This window comes from Streptomyces sp. NPDC093598, from assembly GCF_044764825.1.
Classification (GTDB): Bacteria; Actinomycetota; Actinomycetes; order Streptomycetales; family Streptomycetaceae; genus Streptomyces.
The window spans coordinates 638,142-657,236 of the sequence record NZ_JBIWIV010000001.1 but is presented as its reverse complement, the minus strand read 5'-3'; the positions used below and the strand labels follow the sequence as shown (position 1 = coordinate 657,236).

The window sequence follows — 19,095 nt, the reverse complement described above, 5'->3', positions numbered from 1 at the left end:
GCCCGACGGAAAGCGGTTCACAACCGATCTTCATGTGATCCATATCGCGTCCGCGAGGAGTGATCGCACCCTCCGCGCACGGTCGCCGTCACCCGCGTCTTCTTCTCCGGAACCACGCGTTCCCCATAGGGTTCGCAGGAGGAATTCCCACATACGGGATATGTGGGATGAACTGGTGCGGGAGGCCGACGAGGCGTGGCGAATGCGGATCACGGCGGACGACCGGCGAAAGCCTTCGGAGCGACGGCCGCCGGCGGGACCCGCGCACGCCTGCGCGTCGCCCGCCTCGGGCTGTGGCTGATCGCCGCCCTCCTCGCCGCCCGGCAGGTGGCCGTCGTCCTCGCCACCCCGCGCGGTGAGCGGCTCACGGACCTGGAGACCTGGGTCGGGCCGAACGGCGTCCTGCATGTGAACGGCTCGCTCTACGACTCCACCCGCTTCACCGGCACCCCCTTCGGCGGCCTCGTCCTCAAGCCCCTCACCCGTTCGGCCGAACAGGCCCTCGGCTGGGGCTGGACCTTCGGCACCCTGCTGCTCGTCGTCGCCCTCGGCCTGATCGCCGCCCGCGCCCTGCCCCAGCCCGTCAGCCGCCGCACGGCACTGCTGGCCGCCCCCGTCGCCGTCAGCCTGCTGATGCTGTCCCTGCCCGTCCGCAACACCCTGTGGCTCGGCCAGACCAGCATCATCCCGGTCCTGCTCGTCCTGCTCGGCTGCTTCGCCGTCCACGGCCAGCGGACCAGCGGCCTGCTCATCGGCGTCGCGGCGGCGCTCCAGCCCACCCTGCTGCTCTTTACGCCCCTGCTGTGGTGCACCGGCCGCAGAAGCGCCGCGCTCGCCACCGGCGTCACCTTCGCCACCTGCACCGGGCTCGCCTGGGCGGCGATGCCGCACGACTCCTACCGCTACTGGGTCCACCACATGGCCGGCGTCGGCCTCGGCGGACCCGCCGACGACCTCGGCAACCAGTCCCTGCACGGCGCCCTGCTCCGGCTCGGCCTGAACGGCCCCCTGGAGGTCGCGCTCTTCCTGTCGCTCGGCGCGGCCGTCGCCGTCCTGGCCCTGCGCCGGGCCGTGCGCTGCTTCCGCGACGGCCGGCTGCTGCTCGCCGTCGCGATCACCGGATGCGCCGCGATCGTCGTCTCGCCCACGGCCTGGCAGCACCAGCTGCTGTGGGTGCTGCTCGCGGTCGTCGGCCGGGTCGGCAGACGCGCCTCCGACCGGTACGTGTGGCCGGTCACCGTCATCCTGGTCATGACCCTGCCGGCCAAGATGATCCTGCCGGACATGGCGTCCCTCCACCCGCTGCGTGACAACGTCGTCCTGCTCGCCGCCCTGGCCGCGGCCACCGCCGTGCCGTTCCTGCCCCGCACCTCGCCGTACTACCGGTCACCGCTGCCGATCGCGTACGCGCCCGCCGTCCCGGCCCGCTTCCGTCACGTGCCGCTGGTGCCGTTCCTGCGCCGGGTCCTCACCCGGCCCAACCTCCTCCTCGAGCTGCTCCTCCTCCGCGTCACCTACGCCGCCTACTCCAAGGTCCGCCTCGCCGCCACCGGCGGCAGCAACTCCGCCGGGCGGGCCGAGGCCGAGGAGCACGGCATGCAGATCCACGACCTCGAGCGCGCCCTGCGCCTCGACATCGAGCACTGGGTCAACCACACCGTCGTCGGGATCGACTGGCTGCGGGACTTCCTCGACCACTACTACACGTCGTTCCACTTCATCGTCCCGCTGGCCGTCCTCGCGGTTCTCTACTGGCGCCGCCCCGGCGACTACCGCTGGGCCCGCTCCGCCCTCGGCTTCGCCACGCTGCTCGCCCTGGCCGGCTTCTGGCTCTACCCGCTGGCCCCGCCGCGTCTGATGCCGGGGCTCGGCTACATCGACACCGTCCACGGAGTCCAGGACTTCTCCCAGCCCGACTACGGCACGCTCACGGCCCTCACCAACCAGTACGCGGCGATGCCGTCCCTGCACTTCGGCTGGTCCCTGTGGTGCGGCGTCGTGATCGCCGTCCTGGCGACGCGCTGGTGGATGAAGGCCCTCGGCCTGCTGCATCCGCTGTTCACGGCCTCCTCGATCGTCGCGACGGCGAACCACTGGGTGCTCGACGCGGTCGGGGGAGCGGTGGTGGTCGCTGCGGGCTTCGGCCTCACGTACCTCCTCCAGGGCCCGCGGGCCCGCACGGCGAGCGCTGTCCCTGAACAAGAGGAGCGGCGGGCAGAGGGGGCAAACACCAGGCCGTCCTGATGCGCTGGAGCACCGACATGTCCGGTCACTTCCGCTCCAGCACTCGAACCACACCGCCTTTCCACCACCCGGCACAGGATCCACGCCCCACTTGTCGGCCATCGCGTCCAGCAGGACAAGCCCTCGGCCGTTCTCGGCCTCTGCGTCCAACGCGTCCGGTGTGCACGGCAGTTCATCGCTGCCGTCCGTGACCTCCACCCGCACGCCGGTGCGCTGCCGCAGCAACAGCAGGGTGCAGCGGCGGTCCGGTACGTGCCGTACGACGTTCGCGAGCAGTTCCGTCATGCCCAGTTCCACGGCGTCCGACAGCTCGGACATGCCCCATTCGCCGAGGAACGAGCGGACGATACGGCGGATGTGCCGGGGGGCGTGCGAGCCGACGGTGAGGCGCATCGAGTACCGGGCGGGAATGTATTCGTTCACAGGACGAGCCTGACGTGCGGTGACTACCCTCGGCTACAGAACGGATACAACCCGTCTCTTGGTGGACGGGGTTGCGTGAGAGGGGCTCTGCGTGACCAACATCAACGCCCTTGATCCAGGTGCGTCCCCGCTCGACTACTACGGCTTTGAGCTACGGCGCCACAGGGAGGCGGCCGGGCTGACACAGCGGCAGTTGGGGGACATCCTCAACTACACCGGCTCGCTGGTGGGCCAGATCGAGACGGCCAGGAAGCTTCCGACGCCGGAGTTCAGCGAACGGGCGGATGCGGCGCTGGGAACGGACGGTATGTTCTCCCGCCTCGTCGAGCTGGTGCTGCGAAGCCGCCTTCCGGCCTGGTTCCAGCAGGTGGCGGAGCTGGAAGGCAGGGCGCTGGAGATCTGCACGTTCCAGACTCACGTGGTGCACGGGCTCCTCCAAGCGCAGTCGTACGCCCGTGCCGTCCTCGGTGTCCTGGATCAAACCGAGCTGGACGACCGCACTGCCGTACGGCTGGCCCGTCAGCGCATCTTCGAGAGGGGAATGCCCCCGGTCCTGTGGATGGTCATCAGCGAGGCAGCGCTGCACCAGGAAATCGGCGGTGCAGAGACCATGCGGGGTCAACTGGCTCACCTGTTGTCCTTCGAGCACAACTCCCGGATCAACATCCAGGTGCTCCCGTTTTCGGCCGGAGCGCACGTCGGACTCCAAGGCGCATTCAACCTCTACCGCTTCGAACGCGACCCGGACATCGTCTATACCGAGGGGTACGGCAGCGGGCATCCGACTGCAAACCCGAACACCGTCAAGGACTGCTCGCTCCGTTACGATCATCTTCGGGCCGCCGCGCTTTCCCTCAAGGACTCGGCGGAGTTGATCCGGCGCGTAATGGAGGAACGCTATGGCCAGCAAGGCGGGGATCCTGTGGCGTAAGTCCAGCTACAGCGGTGACCAGGGCGGTGATTGTGTAGAGGTCGCCGAATCCTCTGCCACCATCGCCATACGCGACAGCAAGAACCCGGCGGGACCGATGCTCACCCTCGATCCCGCCGCGTTCACCACCTTCGTCAACTGGACGTCTACAGCCGCTGAATGATCGTGCCGGTGGCCAAACCGCCCCCCGCACACATGGTGATCAGCGCGAACTCCTTGTCCGCGCGCTCCAGTTCATGAAGCGCCGTCGTGATGAGCCGGGCCCCGGTCGCTCCCACCGGGTGCCCGAGCGCGATGGCGCCGCCGTTGACGTTCACCTTCGTCAGGTCCTGGTCGAAGACCTGCGCCCAGCTCAGCACGACCGACGCGAACGCCTCGTTGATCTCCACGAGGTCGATGTCCCCGAGGGACATCCCCGCCTTGCCCAGCACCGCCTTCGTCGCGTCGATCGGGCCGTCGAGGTGGAAGTGGGGGTCGGAACCCACCAGGGCCTGGGCCACGATCCGGGCCCGGGGCCGCAGCTTCAAGGCGCGAGCCATCCGCTTCGACGCCCACATGATCGCCGACGCCCCGTCGGAGATCTGCGACGAGTTGCCGGCCGTATGCACCGCCGTGGGCATGATCGGCTTCAGGGAGGCCAGGGCCTCCGCTGTCGTGTCGCGCAGGCCCTCGTCCTTGTCGACCAAGCGCCACATGCCCTGCCCGGCGTGCTGTTCCTCCTCGGTCGTGGGGACCTGGACCGCGAAGGTCTCTCGTTTGAAACGCTCCTCCGCCCAGGCGTGTGCGGCCCGCTCCTGGGAGGCGAGGCCGAGCGCGTCGACGTCCTCGCGGGTCAGGCCCCGGTGCCGGGCGATCCGCTCCGCCGCCTCGAACTGATTCGGCAGGTCCACGTTCCACTCGTCGGGGAACGGCTTGCCCGGCCCGTGCTTCGAGCCCGACCCCAGCGGCACCCGTGACATCGACTCCACCCCGCACGAGATGCCGACGTCGATCACGCCCGCCGCGACCATGTTGGCCACCATGTGCGAGGCCTGCTGGGAGGACCCGCACTGCGCGTCGACCGTCGTCGCGGCCGTCTCGTACGGGAGCCCCATGGTCAGCCAGGCCGTGCGCGCGGGGTTCATGGACTGCTCGCCGGCGTGCGTGACCGTACCGCCGACGATCTGCTCGACGCAGTCGGCGGGGATGCCGGTGCGGCCGAGGAGTTCGCGGTAGGTCTCGCCCAGGAGGTAGGCGGGGTGCAGATGGGCGAGCGCGCCGCCGCGCTTGCCGATGGGGGTGCGTACGGCTTCGACGATCACGGGTTCGGCAGCCATGGGTGCGGGTCCTCTCCGGGAGGCTCAGCGGAACTAGTACGCGTTCTAGTTCTGTAAGCAGTGTGCTGAGGCCCGCTCCGTGACCGCAAGGGTCGTGCGGGCAATTGGAGGGCCCGTGCCCCTTGCTACTTGTAGAACCCGTTACTACCGTCACCGCAACTCCGCACAGCTGATGGGCCGTCAGACCTCAGAGTCGGTACGAGTGGTGGGAGCCGCCCATGCCCTGTCCCGCGCTGCCCGACGGGTTCGACTTCACCGACCCCGACCTGCTGCACCACCGCGTGCCGCTGCCGGAGTTCGCCGAGCTGCGCCGGGCCGAACCGGTCTGCTGGGTTCCGCAGCCCGCCGGTCTCGCCGGTTTCCAGGACGAGGGCTACTGGGCGGTCACCCGGCACGCCGACGTCAAGTACGTTTCCACGCACCCGGAGTTGTTCTCGTCGTCCCTCAACACGGCGATCATCCGCTTCAACGAGCACATCGAGCGCGACGCCATCGACGCACAGCGGCTGATCCTGCTGAACATGGACCCGCCGGAGCACACCCGGGTCCGGCAGATCGTGCAGCGCGGGTTCACGCCCCGGGCGATCCGGGCGCTGGAGGAGCGGCTGCGCAACCGCGCGCACGCCATCGTCGAGAACGCCCGTACGCACACCGGGCCCTTCGACTTCGTCACCCACGTCGCCTGCGAACTGCCCCTCCAGGCGATCGCCGAGCTGATGGGCGTCCCCCAGGAGGACCGGGACAAGATCTTCGACTGGTCCAACAAGATGATCGCGTACGACGATCCGGAGTACGCCATCACCGAGGAGGTCGGCGCCGAGTCGGCCACGGAGATCATCGCCTACGCGATGAACATGGCCGCCGACCGCAAGCAGTGCCCGGCCCACGACATCGTCACGCAGCTCGTCGCGGCGGAGGACGAGGGCAACCTCAGCTCCGACGAGTTCGGCTTCTTCGTGCTGATGCTGGCCGTCGCGGGAAACGAGACCACCCGCAACGCCATCACCCACGGCATGCACGCCTTCCTCACCCACCCAGGGCAGTGGGCGCTGTACAAGAGCGACCGCCCGGACACGGCGGCGGAGGAGATCGTGCGCTGGGCGACCCCGGTCGCCGCCTTCCAGCGCACGGCCACGCAGGACACCGAACTCGGCGGCAAGCGCATCCGCCAGGGCGACCGGCTGGGGTTGTTCTACGCCTCGGCCAACCACGACCCGGAGGTCTTCGACGACCCGGACACCTTCGACGTCACCCGCGATCCCAACCCGCACCTCGGTTTCGGCGGCGGCGGTCCGCACTACTGCCTGGGCAAGTCCCTCGCCGTGCTGGAGATCAACCTCATCTTCAACGCGATCGCCGACGCCATGCCCGGGCTGAAGCTGGTCGGGGACCCGCGCCGACTGCGGTCGGCGTGGATCAACGGGGTGAAGGAGCTCCCGGTGAGCACGGGCTGACGCACCGGGCCGGACATGGCGCAGGCGACGGCCCCGGGGATCAGGGGGCCGTCGCCTGGTCGTCCAGGGAAACAGGGCCCGCCCGTGCCGGCAAAGCCCCGTCGTACTAGGCCGGGCCGCATGTCCGGCGCGGCTCTGCTCGTCTGACCGCGGACTTGTTCCTACGACCCTGCTTCGTACGTGACGCAGGTCATGTGGGGGGCCTCACCTACCGGGGCGCCTCGAACGTGACCGGCGTCTCGAAGGCCGCCCGGCGCGTGGCCCTGCGCAGCGCCCTGAGGACCGCGGGGCCGAGGGCGAGCGTGAGGACGACCGTGACGACGGCCCGGCCCAGATCCCAGCCGAGCGACGTGGCGACGCAGTACGCGACGAAACGGGCCAGGTTCGTGGCGACCGGCGCGTGCGGGTCGAAGGCCACGTTCGAGGCGAGGGCGCTCATGAAGGGCCAGCCCGCCATGTTCATCACCGTGCCGTAGGCGAACGCGGCGAGGAAGCCGTACCCGGCGAGCACCGCGAGTTCGGCCCGGCCGCGCAGGCGGTCCGGGCCCGGCAGCAGGCCCGCACCCATCGCGAACCAGCCCATCGCCAGCATCTGGAACGGCAGCCACGGCCCGACCCCGCCCGTGAGCAGCGCCGACGCGAACATCGTCACCGAGCCGAGGACGAACCCGAAGCCCGGACCGAGCACCCGGCCGCTCAGCACCATCAGGAAGAACATCGGCTCGATACCCGCGGTACCGGCGCCGATCGGCCGCAGCGCCGCTCCCGCGGCGGCCAGCACGCCGAGCATGGCGACCGCCTTCGGGCCGAGCCCGGACTCCGATATCGCCGCGGCCACGACCGCCACGAGCAGCACCAGCAGGCCCGCGAAGAGCCAGGGCGCGTCCTGCGCGTGCGCGCTGAGCCGTGAGGTGGGCGGGGTGAGGAAGGGCCAGCCGAAGCCGGCGACGCCCACCGCGCTGACCAGGGCCAGGGCGGCGACGGAGCGGGGCCCGAGGCGGACGGCCCGGGCCTGCCGCTGCGTGCTCATGAGGTGGCCTCGGGAGGGAGGGCCGCGCGGACCTGGGAGACCGTGAGCCACTGCTGCGGGGCCAGGATCTTGGTCACCTGCGGGGCGAACGACGGTGAGGAGACCACGATGCCGGCCGTCGGTCCGTCCGCGATCACCTCGCCGTCGGCGAGCAGCACCACCCGGTGGGCGATCTCGGCCGCGAGTTCCACGTCGTGCGTGGCCAGCACGATGGCGTGCCCCTCGGCGGCCAGTGCGCGCAGCACCGCGACCAGGCGGGCCTTCGCCGCGTAGTCCAGGCCCCGGGTCGGCTCGTCCAGCAGGATCAGCGGCGGCCGGGCGGTCAGTACGACGGCCAGGGCGAGCGCGAGCCGCTGCCCCTCCGAGAGGTCCCGGGGGTGGGTGTCGTCGGTGACGCCCGGCAGCAGCTCGGCGACCAGGGCCCGGCAGGTGCCGGGGTCCGCGCCCGCGTCCTGGTCGGCCGCGGCGCACTCGGCGGCGACGGTGTCGGCGTAGAGCAGGTCGCGGGGCTCCTGCGGGACCAGGCCGACTTTGCGGACGAGGTCCCTGGGCGCCGTCCGGTGGGGGGTGCTGCCGCCGACCCGGACGGATCCCGAGCTGGGGGCGACCAGGCCGACCAGGGAGTTGAGCAGGGTGGACTTTCCGGCGCCGTTGCGGCCCATGAGGGCGATGGTCTCGCCGGGGGTGATGGTGAGGGTGATGTCGTGCAGGGCTTGGATGCGGGCGCGGGTGACGGAGAGGGCTTCTGCTTGGCCTACGGGGGTGGGGTGTGCGGATCGCTTGCGGGTGCGGGCTGTCTGTGGCTCGTCGCGCAGTTCCCCGCGCCCCTGAGGGACGTACTCCAGCTGTTGCTTGAGATCCGCCGCCCTGCGCCGGGCGTCGCGGACCGTCAGGGGCAGAGGGGTCCAGCCCGCCAGGCGGCCCAGAGCCACCACCGGCGGACACACCGGGGACACTGCCATCACCTCGGCCGGCGGACCCAGGACCGGGGGTGCGCCCGGGCTCGGCAGCAGGACGACCTGGTCGGCGTACTGGATGACGCGTTCCAGGCGGTGTTCGGCCAGGAGGACCGTCGTGCCGAGGTCGTGCACGAGCCGCTGGAGCACCGCCAGCACCTCCTCGGCGGCCGCCGGGTCGAGCGCGGAGGTCGGCTCGTCCAGGACGAGGACGCTCGGGTGCGGGGTGAGGACCGAGCCGATCGCGACGCGCTGCTGCTGGCCGCCGGAGAGTGTGGCGATCGGCCGGTCGCGCAGGTCCGCGAGGCCGAGCAGGTCGAGCGTCTCCTCGACGCGGCGGCGCATCACGTCCGGGGCGAGGCCCAGCGACTCCATGCCGTACGCGAGCTCGTCCTCGACGGTGTCGGTGACGAAATGGGAGAGCGGGTCCTGGCCGACCGTGCCCACGACGTCGGCCAGTTCGCGCGGCTTGTGGGTGCGGGTGTCGCGGCCGGCGACCGTGACCCGGCCGCGCAGGGTGCCGCCGGTGAAGTGCGGGACGAGTCCGCTGACCGCGCCCAGGACGGTGGACTTGCCCACGCCGGACGGGCCGGCCAGCAGGACGAGTTCGCCTTCCGGGACCTCGAAGTCGATGCCCTGGACGGTGGGTTCGGCGGCCCCGTCGTACGTCACGGAGACGTCCTCGAAGCGGATCACGACGGCTCCTTGGGATCGGGGGCGACGAACGCGGGCAGCAGGCCGAGGAGTACGGCAGCGGCCGGCCAGAGGGGAAGGGTGGGGGCGACCAGGGGGACCACGCCCGGGTGCAGGGCCGCGGGGTCGCGGGCGGCGGCGAGGGCGAGCAGGGCCGCTACCGCGACGCCGGAGGCGACGACCAGCCAGGCGCGCACGTCCCAGCGGTCCGGGCGATAGCGGGTGCGCGGGGAGCGGCGGCCGCCGAGTCTGAGGCCCGCGAGGGCGGCGGCGAGGCCGGCGAGGAGTACGGGGAAGCCGTAGCCGGCACCTTCGGCCGTGAGGAGGCCGTACGTTCCCGCGCAGACGCCGAGCAGACCACCGAGGGTGAGGGCGGCGGTGGTACGGCGTACGGCGGGCGGGACCTGGGCCGTACGGCCGTAGCCACGGGCGTCCATCGCGGCGGCGAGGGAGACCGAGCGCTCCAGCGCGCCCTCCAGGACCGGGAGGCCCACGTGCAGCAGGCCCCTGATGCCCTTGTCCGGGCGGCCGCGCAGGCGGCGGGCGGCGCGCAGGCGCTGGACGTCGGCGATGAGGTTCGGGGCGAAGGTGAGGGCGACGACGACCGCGACGCCCATCTCGTACAGGGCGCCCGGGAGGGACTTGAGGAGGCGGGAGGGGTTGGCGAGGGCGTTCGCGGCGCCGACGCAGATGAGGAGCGTGGCCAGCCTCAGACCGTCGTACAGGGCGAAGGTGAGGCCTTCCGCGGTCACCTCGCCGCCGAGGCGGATGCCCTGGGCCCAGGCCGGGAGGGGGAGTTCGGGGAGGGCGAGGAGGGTGTGCGTGCCCGGGATGGGGGAGCCGAGGACGGTCGCGAACAGCAGGCGGATGAGGATCACGGCGAGGGCGAGTTTGACGAAGGCGCCGTAGGAACGGGACCAGGGGGTGTCGGGGCGGCGGGTCGCCACGACGTAGGCGGAGACCGTGATGAGGAGGGCGAGGAGCAGGGGGTTGGTGGTGCGGGTGGCGGCGGTGCCGAGGGAAAGGGACCACAGCCACCAGGCGCCGGGGTGCAGTTGACCCCGGTGCCGGTGCCGGGTGCTGCTACCCACGCCGTCGTACCTGCCAGATCGCCGCGCCGCCCAGGACCACCACCACGGCGACACCCGCGACCAGGCCCAGGGACGGCCCGCCGTCCGAGGGGGAGCTCTCCTCCGCTGCCGGCTGCTCCTTCTCCTTCTGGCTCTGCCCGACCTGTTCGCCGCAGCCCTTCTCCGGGTAGCCCGAGATCGCGCACAGCAGGGCGTTCGTGTCGTAGCGCAGCGGCTCGGCCACCGCGGCCAGGGCCTGTGCCGTCGTCGCGTCGGGGGAGACCCGGGCGCAGGCCGTGCGGGCGGCCGGAGGGGTTTCGCCCTCCGGGGCGTCCGACGGTGTGCCGAAGTCGATGACCAGGGCCACCCGCTTCCTGCCGTCCCGCGCGGGCGTCTTCGCGCAGATCGCCTGGAAGTCGGCCTTGCCGCGCGGCCGGGTCGCGTCCGCCGAGTCCTCGCTCACCGCGAAGCGGAAGCCCTGGACGTCGCCGTCCGAGGGGCGGACCAGGGACGGGCCCTGGGTGGCGTACACCCAGCGGTCGGCGTCGCGCTCCCAGAACGACCAGTACCGGTAACCGGCGGCCTGGGCCTGGGCCTGGCCCGCGCCCGCGCACAGCAGGAGCGAGGCCAGGAGGAGGAGAACGGCCCGGCGGATCACAGCTGCTGCTGCTTCTTGCGGCCGGTGAACAGGAACCCGATGCCGATCCCGGCGACGAGGCAGACGCCGATGTACCACCAGACCCCGAAGAAGGAGTTCGAGTCGTCCTGGTCGTCGGAGGCCTTGGTCTGCGCGGCGGCCTGCGGGGCCGGGCCCGTCGCGTTGAGCCGCTTGACGAGGTCCGCGCCGCCGAAGTCGCGCGGGTTCGTGCCCGTCGCGTGGGCGGCGAAGATCAGCTGGGCGTAGGCGGCCGGACCGCTCTGCGCGGCCCAGGACGCGGAGTTCTTCTCCAGCCACCGAACGGACTTCTCCGCCTGCGCGATGTCGCCCCGCGCGGCGAGCGCGACGACCGCGTCGGCGGTGTTGCCGAAGTCGGGCTGCGGCTCGGCACCGGCCAGGGCGGACATCAGGTGCCCGTCGTCCTTGGCCAGGGCGGCGCTGAGGTAGCTCGCGCCGTTCGCCGCCGCCTGCTGTGGCGTCGCGGCCTTCGCGCAGGTCGCGTCGGACTTCTTGCCGGGCCGCACCACCATGCCCTTGCCCAGCGCGCCCAGCACACCCGCCGCCGTGGCGTCCGCGTTGGCGGCCATCTTGCCCTTCTTGTCCGGCTGGAACGCGAACGCGCCGTCGCCCTCCCCGCCGCAGGGCAGCGCGAGCTTCAGCAGGGCGTCGGACGGCGACTTGCCGTCCTTCGCGACCTGGTCCGGCTTCTCGCCCGCCGCGGTGAGCGCGCCGATGACGATCGACGTCGAGTTGGTGTCGCTGGCGCCGCCGGGCGAGTAGCCCCAGCCACCGTCCTTGTTCTGGACGGACTTCAGCCAGTCGACGGCCTTGCCGGTGACGTCGTCGTGCCCGCCGAGCGCGGCGAGGGCCTGGACGGCGGCGGACGCGGCGTTGGTGTCGCGCATGGTCTTGGCGTCACACGCGGTGGTGGGGTCCGGGCGGTACGAGGCGAAGGAGCCGTCCGCGCACTGCTGGCGCACCAGCCACTGCACGGACTTCGCGGCCGGCTTCACACCCACCGTGTCCTGGGCGAGCAGCGCGAGCGACTGGCGCCAGACGCCGTCGAACTTCGGGTCGGTGTCGCCGTACAGGGCGGAGGGGAGCGCCTGGGACGGCGACGGGGACGGGTCGGCGGCGGCCGGGGTGGCGGCGCCGATCACGGCGACGGCGGCCAGGACCGCGGCGCTGCGGCGGACGTTCATGATCGGCGGGTGCCTCTCCCTGCGGGGAGCCGGGCAGCACGGGGCACCCCCGCGCGGCTCGGCTCCGTATACCTCGACGGTGCCGTGCACCGGCGGGCTGCCGGGCACGTGAGCCGGTCACGAAACCGTACGAAGCGATCCGGCTCACCGCCTCGGTGCGGCGGTTCACGATAGGGGTGTCCCCTGTTCGAGCGAAGTCGAGAACCTGGGGAAGGGGCAGCGCCGGAATTGCACCGGCTTCCCCCCGTACGGTGTGATGACGACCCGCTTACTGTACCCGCCCGTAGAAAGCGGCCGGAGGGGAGCCGCCCCGGGCCGACGAGGGCGCCCAGAGGACACCGGGCGGGCAGGGTAGCTTCGCTCCATGCCGACCACACCACCCGGAAAGCTCCTCGGCTCCGGCCGTCGGGCCGACGTGTACGAGATCGACGAGGCGTGGGTCCTGCGGCGTGAGCGCGACGGTGGGGGTGACGCGGCGGCCGAGGGTGCGGTGATGGCGCATGTGCACGCCCACGGCTGTCCGGTGCCCCGGGTCCGCCCGTCCGGATCGCGCACCGACCTGGTGATGGAACGGCTCACCGGCCCGACCATGCTCCAGGCCTGCCTGGCGGGCACCCTGGACGCGGCGGAGGCGGGCTCGATCCTGGCCCGGCTGCTGCGCGACCTCCACGCCGGCCCGCCGCCCCCTCTCACGCGCCCGGCCCTGACCGAGGCCCTGCGCCGCCGCGGCGCCAACGCGACAATGACTCAGGCGGAAGTCGAACTCCTGCGTGCCGCAGAGGAGTTGATCCTCTCCCAGGCATGGACCGGCTAACGTGGGGCTCCCGACCACACACGCAGGAGCGTCCATGACCGACCTGGTGGAGAACTCCGCGCAGGAGCCGTTCCCCAAGATCGACACCTCGGTGCCGCACTCGGCCCGGATCTGGAACTACTGGCTGGGCGGCAAGGACAACTACGAAGTCGACCGGGTGGCCGGTGACGAGTTCCGCGAGATCTTCCCCGGCATCGAGACCGGGGCCCGCGCCGCCCGCTACTTCCTCGCCCGCGCCGTGCGCCACCTGGCCGCCGAAGAGGGCATCCGCCAGTTCCTGGACATCGGCACCGGCCTGCCCAACGTGGACAACACCCACCAGATCGCCCAGCGGGTGGCCCCGGAGAGCCGGATCGTCTACGTCGACAACGACCCGCTGGTGCTGGCCCACGCCCGCGCGCTGCTGACCAGCACGACGGAAGGCGTCACCAACTACGTCGATGCGGACCTGCGCGAGCCGGGCGCGATCGTCCGGGAAGCCGGGAAGACCCTCGACTTCGACCGGCCCGTCGCCCTCATGCTGATGGGCATCCTGGGCCACATCGAGGACCACGACGAGGCCCGCTCGATCGTGCGGCAGCTGGTGGACGCCCTGCCCCCGGGTAGCTACCTGGTGCAGTACGACTCCACCGACACCAGCGAGGACTACGTCCGGGCCATCCAGCAGTACAACGACGGCGGTTCGATCCCGTACATCCTGCGCAGTCCGGAGCAGATCGAGCGCTACTTCGACGGTCTGGAGCTGCTCGAACCGGGCGTGGCGTCCTGCTCGCGCTGGCGGCCCGACGCCGCGGCCCTGGGTCTGCCCGCGGAGGTGCACCAGTACGGCGGTGTCGCCCGCAAGCGCTGACCCTCAGGTCTCCTGGAGGATGCGGTGCAGGATGGTCAAAGTCTCGTCCGGCGACTCGGCTTCGACCACCAGCCGGTTCATGGCGTCCCAGTAGCACTCGATGTCGGCCGGCCGGTCGGGGTAGAGGGCGGTGGTGAGCTGTTCCAGGTAGACCACGTCGGGCAACTGCCCACCGGGCAACCGCAGAATGGTGACCGGGCCGCCCTCCGCCGCATGACCGCCGGCGAGGAACGGCAGGACCTGGACCGTGACCTGCGGGAGCCGGCAGAGCTCGATGAGATGCCTGAGCTGGTCCCGCATCACGCGGATGCCGCCCACCGGGCGGCGCAGCGCCGCCTCGTCGATCACGGCCCACAGCTGGGTCGCCGGCTGCCGGTGCAGGATCCGCTGGCGGGCCATCCGTAACGCGACCCGGCGGTCGATCTCCGCCGCACCGGCGTCCGGGTGGACGAGCCGGACAGCCGCCCGGGCGTAGTCGGCGGTCTGCAGCAGGCTGGGGACGCGCTGGACCTGGAAGCAGCGGATGAGGCTCGCCGCCTGCTCGGCCCCGAGGTAGGTCTGCATCCAGGAGGGCACCACATCGCTGTAGTACCGCCACCAGGCAGGGGTGTTGGCCTGCTCGGCCAGTGCCAGCAGGGTGGCGCGCTCGGCCTCGTCCGTGACGCCGTAGAGGGTGAGCAGATCGGCGACGTCCCGCAGTTTGAAGCCGTGGCGGCCGGCCTCCATCCGGCTGATTTTGGAGGCGGAGGCGCGGATGACATGACCCGCGTCCGCCCGGCCGATGCCCCGCCCCTCCCGCAGCCCGCGCAGCCGGGCGCCCAGGGCCAGTCGCGGCACCATGGGCCCGGCGCACCCGCCGTCCAGGGCCCCGCCGCCGGTCGATGTGCGTGCGGCCTCTTCGGTGCCCATGGGCGTCTCTCCCGGTGCGAGCGTTGCTTCCGACCATCCTAGGGGGCGCCCACGACGTCAAGGGCCTTATGACGCGGGCACGTTCAGGCGCGGGGTGGGGCCGCCGAAGGGAAGGTGGAGGGTCCGTGAGGTGAGCAGCCAGGTCCCGTCGGCCCGGTGGAAGCCGTCCTCGTAGTGCCCGATCTGGACCGGCGGCCCGGCCGGGATGACGCCGCCCTCGTAGCCGTCGACGCGGTACGTCGTGAAGGAGGAGATCGCCCCGGCCGTGTCCGGGGACGTCACCGTGACCAGGACGTTGGACATCATGCGGCGGGAGAGCCGGTCGGCGGGACGGGAGCCGAAGTACGTACGCAGGGCGTCGCGGCCCTTGACCAGACGCCCGTCCTCCGGCCACTGCCAGACGCCGTCCTCGGTGAACAGCTCGGCGACGGAGGAGGGTTCACCGAGGTCGAGCCGGTGCACGAAGTCGAGGATCAGGCGCTCGCAGGCGCGTTCCGCGAGGAGGCGTTCCATGGGGTCCATGGAGGTTTCGTACCACCCGGACGGGCCGCCCGGCGAGGCGATCGCACCGCGAAAGCGCGCTTCCCTCGCGCCGCCTTCACACCGCCACGTACGTCACCGGCTCGCTCCCCGGCACCGCCTCCGCCCGCCCCAGCTTCACCAGCCGGCGCAGATGGGCCTCCGCCTCCGATACGGCGATGGTGCGGGAGCCGTAGGGGATCTGGTCCCAGGGGCGGTTCCACTCCATGCGCTCGGCGAGCTGCCAGGGGGTGACGGGCTGGGCGAGGAGGGCCAGCAGGGCGCTCAGGCGGGACTCGTGGTGGGTGAGGAGTTCGCGCACACGGGCCGCCGCGTCGCAGAACGGGTGCTGGTGGGCCGGGAGGACCTCGGCGGGGGCAAGGCGGCCGACGCGCTCCAGGGAGTCGAGGTAGTCGCCCAGGGGATCGGTGACGGTGGCGTCGTCCGGGTCCTCGTAGAGGCCGATGTGCGGGGTGATCCCGGGGAGCAGATGGTCACCGGAGAACAGACGGCCCCGGCCGGGCAGCCGGGCGGGGTGGGTCTCCTCCAGATGGAGGCAGACGTGGCCCGGTGTGTGCCCCGGCGTCCAGATCGCGCGCAGGCGGCGGCCGGGCAGCTCCAGGAGTTCGCCGGGGACGATGTCGCGGTCGGGCAGCGCGGGGGAGAGGCCGGGCAGGGTGCGGGGCCGGGCCCGGCGCAGGGGCGCGATGTGCTCCTCGGGCGCACCGGCCGCGGTGAGCTTGGCCGCCATGTACGCGAACCAGCGCTCGGGAGGGGCCTCGCGGGTCCGCCGTACGACCGCGATGTCCGCCGCGTGCATCGCGATCCACGCGCCCGAGGCCTCCCGGACCCGGCCGGACAGGCCGTGGTGGTCCGGGTGGTGGTGGGTGATGACCACGCCGTGGAGGTCGGCGACCGAGGTGCCGCACGCCGTGAGGCCCTGCGCGAGGGTGTCCCAGGACTCCGGGTCGTCCCAGCCGGTGTCGATCAGCACCGGGCCGCGGTCGGTGTCGACGACGTACACCAGCGTGTGGCCGAGGGGGTTGTCCGGGATCGGGACCCGCAGGGACCGGACGCCTCCGCCGTGGTCGGTCACCACCGGTGTGGGCTCACGGCCCTGGCTGCCTGTCATCTGCCCTCCGTCCCACGGCCATTGCCCACTATAACGAGAACTGGTATCAGTTTCTGAAACACCGTCAGATGCAAAGGCAGTCGGCCATGACCGAGCTCGTGGAACACGGACAGCTGTTCATCGGCGGGGAGTTGACCGACCCCCTGGGCCAGGACGTCATCGAGGTGATCTCGCCGCACACCGAGGAGGTCATCGGACGCGTCCCGCACGCCTCGACGGCGGACGTGGACCGGGCCGTGGCGGCGGCGCGGCGGGCGTTCGACGAGGGGCCCTGGCCGCGCATGAGCCTCGACGAGCGGATCGAGGTCGTGAGCCGGATCAAGGACGCCATCGCCGTCCGGCACGACGAGATCGCCCGCGTGATCTCCGCGCAGAACGGCTCGCCCTACTCCTGGAGCGTCCTCGCCCAGGCGCTCGGCGCGGTGATGGTCTGGGACTCGGCGATCACCGTCGCCCGGAACTTCACCCACGAGGAGCGGCGCGACGGCGTACTGGGCAAGATCCTCGTGCGCCGCGAGCCCGTCGGGGTCGTGGCCGCCGTGGTCCCCTGGAACGTCCCGCAGTTCGTCGCCGCCGCCAAGCTCGCCCCCGCGCTGCTCACCGGCTGCACGGTCGTCCTCAAGCCCTCGCCCGAATCGCCGCTCGACGCCTATCTGCTCGGCGAGATCGCCCGCGAGGCCGGGCTGCCGGAGGGCGTGCTGTCGATCCTGCCCGCCGACCGGGAGGTGAGCGAGTACCTGGTCGGGCACCCCGGCGTCGACAAGGTGTCCTTCACCGGGTCGGTCGCGGCGGGCAAGCGCGTCATGGAGGTGGCCGCCCGCAACCTCACCCGGGTGACGCTCGAACTGGGCGGCAAGTCGGCGGCCGTCGTGCTGCCCGACGCGGACGTCGAGACGGCCGTGGCGGGCATCGCCCCCGCCGCCTGGATGAACAACGGGCAGGCCTGCGTCGCCCAGACCCGCATCCTCCTGCCGCGCTCGCGCTACGACGAGTTCGCCGACGCCCTCGCCGCCGCGGCGGGCGCCCTGACGGTCGGCGACCCGCTGGACCCGGCCACCCAGGTGGGGCCGCTGGTGGCCCGGCGGCAGCAGCAGCGCAACCTCGACTACATCCGCATCGGGCAGGAGGAGGGCGCCAAGATCCTCACCGGTGGCGGGCGTCCGGCCGGCCTGGACCGCGGCTGGTACGTCGAGCCGACCCTCTTCGGCGACGTCGACAACTCCATGCGCGTCGCCCGCGAGGAGATCTTCGGCCCGGTGATCTGCCTGCTGCCCTACGACGACGAGGCCGACGCCGTGAAGATCGCGAACGACTCCGACTACGGGCTGAGCGGCAGCGTCTGGACCGCTGACGTCGAGCACGGCATCGACATCGCGCGCCGGGTCCGTACGGGCACGTACTCCGTCAACACCTTCAGCCTGGACATGCTGGGCCCCTTCGGCGGCTACAAGAACTCGGGCCTGGGGCGGGAGTTCGGGCCCGAGGGGTACGGCGAGTACCTGGAGCACAAGATGATCCACCTCCCGGCGCAGGCGTGACGATGGGCGACCGCTGGCACGTCGAGGTCGACCGCTCCCTGTGCATCGGCTCGGCGCAGTGCCTCCACCACGCGCCGGACGGCTTCCGCCTGGACTCCGCCCGCCAGTCCCACCCGGCCGCCCCGGACATGGACGCGAACGAGCGGGTGCTGGAGGCGGCGGAGAGCTGTCCGACGGAGGCGATCGTGATCACGCTGGGGGAGGGCGGGGAAGCGGTGTTCCCGCCGGAGGAGTAGCGCCCGAAAAATCATGGTTACAGGGGTTTTATTCCCCGGCAGGCGTTCTATCCTGGAAATCGGCCTACGAGGCGAGTGAGGGAGTCCGACCGGAGTAGCCGACGTCGGCAGGAAGTTTCGGCTTCCGCTGGTGCCGACTGCGACGGTAGGGCTGAGAGGCCGGAAGGGCGCAGGGCCGAGAGGCCGGGCGACCGGAAGGCGACCCCCATCACCTGATCCGGACCATGCCGGCGAAGGGAACCCGTCTCGTAGGTCCTCGTCGTGCCGGGGGCTTACGGCGTGGTCGGCGCGGTCAGGTCGATCAGGCGGCACACCGTCTCGATGTCGATCTTCACCTGGGCGATCGAGGCGCGCCCCGACAGCCACGTGATCAGTGCCGAGTGCCAGGTGTGCTCGATGACCCGGACGGCCGAGAGCTGCTCCGGGGTGGGGTTCTCCTGGCCCATCGCGTCCAGGATGATCGCCGTCGTCTGACGGGAGACCTGGTCGACCTCCGGGCTCACACTGCGGTCGGCGAACGTCAGCGCGCGGACCATCGCGTCGGCCAGATGCGGCTCGCGTTGCAGCGCCCGGAAGGCCCGCATCAGCGTCTCCGCGACCCGATCGGCGGCCGTCTCGCCCTGCGGGGGCTTCTTCCGCAGCGTGCCGTGCATGTGCTCCAACTGGTCCTGCATCGTGGCGACCAGCAGGTGGATCTTGGAAGGGAAGTAGCGGTACAGCGTGCCGAGCGCCACCTGCGAGGACTCCGCGACCTCGCGCATCTGCACGGCGTCGAAGCCGCCCCGGCTGGCCAGTTGCGCACTCGCGTGCAGGATGCGGCGACGGCGGGCCTCCTGCCGCTCCGTGAGGGGCGGGGAGGCGGGGGCTGCCGCTCTGGCTTCCACCTTGGCCGGCTTGTTCACCTTGGCGCTCACCTTGGCTTCTGCGGGCATGAGTCGATCCCGTTCCGTGACCGTCCGTGAGGACGAGTGATCACACAGCATGGCACGGCACCGGCCGTGGCGTGAATCACCTGATCCACTGGTCACAGCGCCCTTACCTGCCGGTAGATTCAGAGCCTCCGAACGATCAAGTCTGGAACTTGTTCTAGATTAGCGTCCCGGCGTAATCTCGCGGGACA

General features: G+C 71.6%; 18 protein-coding genes and 1 pseudogene. 8 read left to right on the top strand and 11 right to left on the bottom strand.

Features of this window, described 5'->3' with window-relative positions; translation table 11 throughout:
- Positions 1 to 195 precede the first annotated feature (195 nt).
- On the top strand, positions 196 to 2,244 hold the full coding sequence (locus tag ACIRDU_RS03050) for a bifunctional glycosyltransferase 87/phosphatase PAP2 family protein (RefSeq protein WP_403573592.1): 2,049 nt from the start codon (positions 196 to 198) through the stop codon (positions 2,242 to 2,244).
- 39 nt (positions 2,245 to 2,283) lie between these two features.
- Here ACIRDU_RS03050 and ACIRDU_RS03045 read toward each other — a convergent pair.
- Positions 2,284 to 2,637, bottom strand: a pseudogene (locus ACIRDU_RS03045) (ATP-binding protein); the annotation flags it as partial.
- 121 nt (positions 2,638 to 2,758) lie between these two features.
- On the opposite strand from ACIRDU_RS03045, the gene ACIRDU_RS03040 reads away from it, so the two are divergent.
- Entirely contained in the window at positions 2,759 to 3,598 is an 840-nt protein-coding gene (locus ACIRDU_RS03040; protein ID WP_403573590.1) for a helix-turn-helix domain-containing protein, read from the top strand.
- A complete protein-coding gene (locus tag ACIRDU_RS03035) occupies positions 3,567 to 3,761 on the top strand; it encodes a DUF397 domain-containing protein (RefSeq protein ID WP_403573587.1) in 195 nt (64 codons plus the stop codon). Before ACIRDU_RS03040 ends, ACIRDU_RS03035 begins: the two co-directional genes overlap by 32 nt.
- On the opposite strand, the gene ACIRDU_RS03030 is transcribed toward ACIRDU_RS03035, so the two are convergent.
- Positions 3,745 to 4,914: a steroid 3-ketoacyl-CoA thiolase gene (locus ACIRDU_RS03030; RefSeq protein ID WP_403573584.1), complete on the bottom strand. Its 1,170-nt coding sequence runs from the start codon at positions 4,912 to 4,914 to the stop codon at positions 3,745 to 3,747. The genes ACIRDU_RS03035 and ACIRDU_RS03030 overlap by 17 nt on opposite strands.
- Before the next feature lie 218 nt (positions 4,915 to 5,132).
- Here ACIRDU_RS03030 and ACIRDU_RS03025 point away from each other — a divergent pair, with 218 nt between their 5' ends.
- The gene (locus ACIRDU_RS03025; protein WP_403573581.1) at positions 5,133 to 6,368 is read left to right on the top strand and encodes a cytochrome P450; all 1,236 of its coding nucleotides are present in this window, start codon (positions 5,133 to 5,135) and stop codon (positions 6,366 to 6,368) included.
- A 208-nt stretch (positions 6,369 to 6,576) separates the two neighbouring features.
- Here ACIRDU_RS03025 and ACIRDU_RS03020 read toward each other — a convergent pair whose 3' ends face one another.
- Genes ACIRDU_RS03020 through ACIRDU_RS03000 form a run of 5 tightly spaced genes read right to left on the bottom strand, consistent with a single transcriptional unit; the run spans position 6,577 to position 11,977 of the window.
- The gene (locus tag ACIRDU_RS03020) at positions 6,577 to 7,398 is read right to left on the bottom strand and encodes an ECF transporter S component (RefSeq protein WP_403573578.1); all 822 of its coding nucleotides are present in this window, start codon (positions 7,396 to 7,398) and stop codon (positions 6,577 to 6,579) included.
- Positions 7,395 to 9,050, bottom strand: coding sequence for an ABC transporter ATP-binding protein (locus ACIRDU_RS03015; protein ID WP_403573575.1), 1,656 nt, complete (start codon positions 9,048 to 9,050; stop codon positions 7,395 to 7,397). The genes ACIRDU_RS03020 and ACIRDU_RS03015 overlap by 4 nt, the downstream gene beginning before the upstream one ends.
- The gene (locus ACIRDU_RS03010) at positions 9,047 to 10,138 is read right to left on the bottom strand and encodes an energy-coupling factor transporter transmembrane component T (protein ID WP_403573572.1); all 1,092 of its coding nucleotides are present in this window, start codon (positions 10,136 to 10,138) and stop codon (positions 9,047 to 9,049) included. Before ACIRDU_RS03010 ends, ACIRDU_RS03015 begins: the two co-directional genes overlap by 4 nt.
- Positions 10,131 to 10,775 (bottom strand): SCO2322 family protein, encoded by a 645-nt coding sequence (locus ACIRDU_RS03005; protein WP_403573569.1) that lies wholly within the window; start codon positions 10,773 to 10,775, stop codon positions 10,131 to 10,133. Before ACIRDU_RS03005 ends, ACIRDU_RS03010 begins: the two co-directional genes overlap by 8 nt.
- Positions 10,772 to 11,977: a prenyltransferase/squalene oxidase repeat-containing protein gene (locus tag ACIRDU_RS03000; RefSeq protein WP_403573567.1), complete on the bottom strand. Its 1,206-nt coding sequence runs from the start codon at positions 11,975 to 11,977 to the stop codon at positions 10,772 to 10,774. The genes ACIRDU_RS03005 and ACIRDU_RS03000 overlap by 4 nt, the downstream gene beginning before the upstream one ends.
- A gap of 364 nt (positions 11,978 to 12,341) precedes the next feature.
- On the opposite strand from ACIRDU_RS03000, the gene ACIRDU_RS02995 reads away from it, so the two are divergent.
- Positions 12,342 to 12,791, top strand: coding sequence for a phosphotransferase (locus ACIRDU_RS02995; protein ID WP_403573565.1), 450 nt, complete (start codon positions 12,342 to 12,344; stop codon positions 12,789 to 12,791).
- Between the two features lie 34 nt (positions 12,792 to 12,825).
- Complete coding sequence (locus ACIRDU_RS02990; protein WP_403573562.1) at positions 12,826 to 13,641, top strand: SAM-dependent methyltransferase; 816 nt, start codon at positions 12,826 to 12,828, stop codon at positions 13,639 to 13,641.
- Between the two features lie 3 nt (positions 13,642 to 13,644).
- Here ACIRDU_RS02990 and ACIRDU_RS02985 read toward each other — a convergent pair whose 3' ends face one another.
- The 3 genes from ACIRDU_RS02985 to ACIRDU_RS02975 all read right to left on the bottom strand — a co-directional run bounded on the left by ACIRDU_RS02985 (position 13,645) and on the right by ACIRDU_RS02975 (position 16,201).
- Positions 13,645 to 14,550, bottom strand: a complete 906-nt coding sequence (locus tag ACIRDU_RS02985) for a helix-turn-helix domain-containing protein (protein ID WP_403573559.1) — start codon at positions 14,548 to 14,550, stop codon at positions 13,645 to 13,647.
- 66 nt (positions 14,551 to 14,616) lie between these two features.
- Complete coding sequence (locus ACIRDU_RS02980; RefSeq protein WP_403573556.1) at positions 14,617 to 15,072, bottom strand: nuclear transport factor 2 family protein; 456 nt, start codon at positions 15,070 to 15,072, stop codon at positions 14,617 to 14,619.
- Between the two features lie 76 nt (positions 15,073 to 15,148).
- Positions 15,149 to 16,201 (bottom strand): MBL fold metallo-hydrolase, encoded by a 1,053-nt coding sequence (locus tag ACIRDU_RS02975; protein ID WP_403573553.1) that lies wholly within the window; start codon positions 16,199 to 16,201, stop codon positions 15,149 to 15,151.
- An 86-nt stretch (positions 16,202 to 16,287) separates the two neighbouring features.
- On the opposite strand from ACIRDU_RS02975, the gene ACIRDU_RS02970 reads away from it, so the two are divergent.
- Complete coding sequence (locus tag ACIRDU_RS02970) at positions 16,288 to 17,739, top strand: aldehyde dehydrogenase (protein ID WP_403573550.1); 1,452 nt, start codon at positions 16,288 to 16,290, stop codon at positions 17,737 to 17,739.
- A 2-nt stretch (positions 17,740 to 17,741) separates the two neighbouring features.
- Positions 17,742 to 17,975: a ferredoxin gene (locus ACIRDU_RS02965; RefSeq protein WP_403573547.1), complete on the top strand. Its 234-nt coding sequence runs from the start codon at positions 17,742 to 17,744 to the stop codon at positions 17,973 to 17,975.
- A 272-nt stretch (positions 17,976 to 18,247) separates the two neighbouring features.
- On the opposite strand, the gene ACIRDU_RS02960 is transcribed toward ACIRDU_RS02965, so the two are convergent.
- Complete coding sequence (locus tag ACIRDU_RS02960; protein WP_403573544.1) at positions 18,248 to 18,907, bottom strand: TetR family transcriptional regulator; 660 nt, start codon at positions 18,905 to 18,907, stop codon at positions 18,248 to 18,250.
- Positions 18,908 to 19,095: the final 188 nt, after the last annotated feature.

Coding starts and splice junctions, on each gene's coding strand:
- ACIRDU_RS03035 (WP_403573587.1), top strand. CDS start 3,567: ATGGCCAGCAAGGCGGGGATCCTGTGGCGTAAGTCCAGCTACAGCGGT.
- ACIRDU_RS03030 (WP_403573584.1), bottom strand. CDS start 4,914: ATGGCTGCCGAACCCGTGATCGTCGAAGCCGTACGCACCCCCATCGGC.
- ACIRDU_RS03025 (WP_403573581.1), top strand. CDS start 5,133: ATGCCCTGTCCCGCGCTGCCCGACGGGTTCGACTTCACCGACCCCGAC.
- ACIRDU_RS03020 (WP_403573578.1), bottom strand. CDS start 7,398: ATGAGCACGCAGCGGCAGGCCCGGGCCGTCCGCCTCGGGCCCCGCTCC.
- ACIRDU_RS03000 (WP_403573567.1), bottom strand. CDS start 11,977: ATGAACGTCCGCCGCAGCGCCGCGGTCCTGGCCGCCGTCGCCGTGATC.
- ACIRDU_RS02995 (WP_403573565.1), top strand. CDS start 12,342: ATGCCGACCACACCACCCGGAAAGCTCCTCGGCTCCGGCCGTCGGGCC.
- ACIRDU_RS02990 (WP_403573562.1), top strand. CDS start 12,826: ATGACCGACCTGGTGGAGAACTCCGCGCAGGAGCCGTTCCCCAAGATC.
- ACIRDU_RS02985 (WP_403573559.1), bottom strand. CDS start 14,550: ATGGGCACCGAAGAGGCCGCACGCACATCGACCGGCGGCGGGGCCCTG.
- ACIRDU_RS02980 (WP_403573556.1), bottom strand. CDS start 15,072: ATGGACCCCATGGAACGCCTCCTCGCGGAACGCGCCTGCGAGCGCCTG.
- ACIRDU_RS02975 (WP_403573553.1), bottom strand. CDS start 16,201: ATGACAGGCAGCCAGGGCCGTGAGCCCACACCGGTGGTGACCGACCAC.
- ACIRDU_RS02970 (WP_403573550.1), top strand. CDS start 16,288: ATGACCGAGCTCGTGGAACACGGACAGCTGTTCATCGGCGGGGAGTTG.
- ACIRDU_RS02965 (WP_403573547.1), top strand. CDS start 17,742: ATGGGCGACCGCTGGCACGTCGAGGTCGACCGCTCCCTGTGCATCGGC.
- ACIRDU_RS02960 (WP_403573544.1), bottom strand. CDS start 18,907: ATGCCCGCAGAAGCCAAGGTGAGCGCCAAGGTGAACAAGCCGGCCAAG.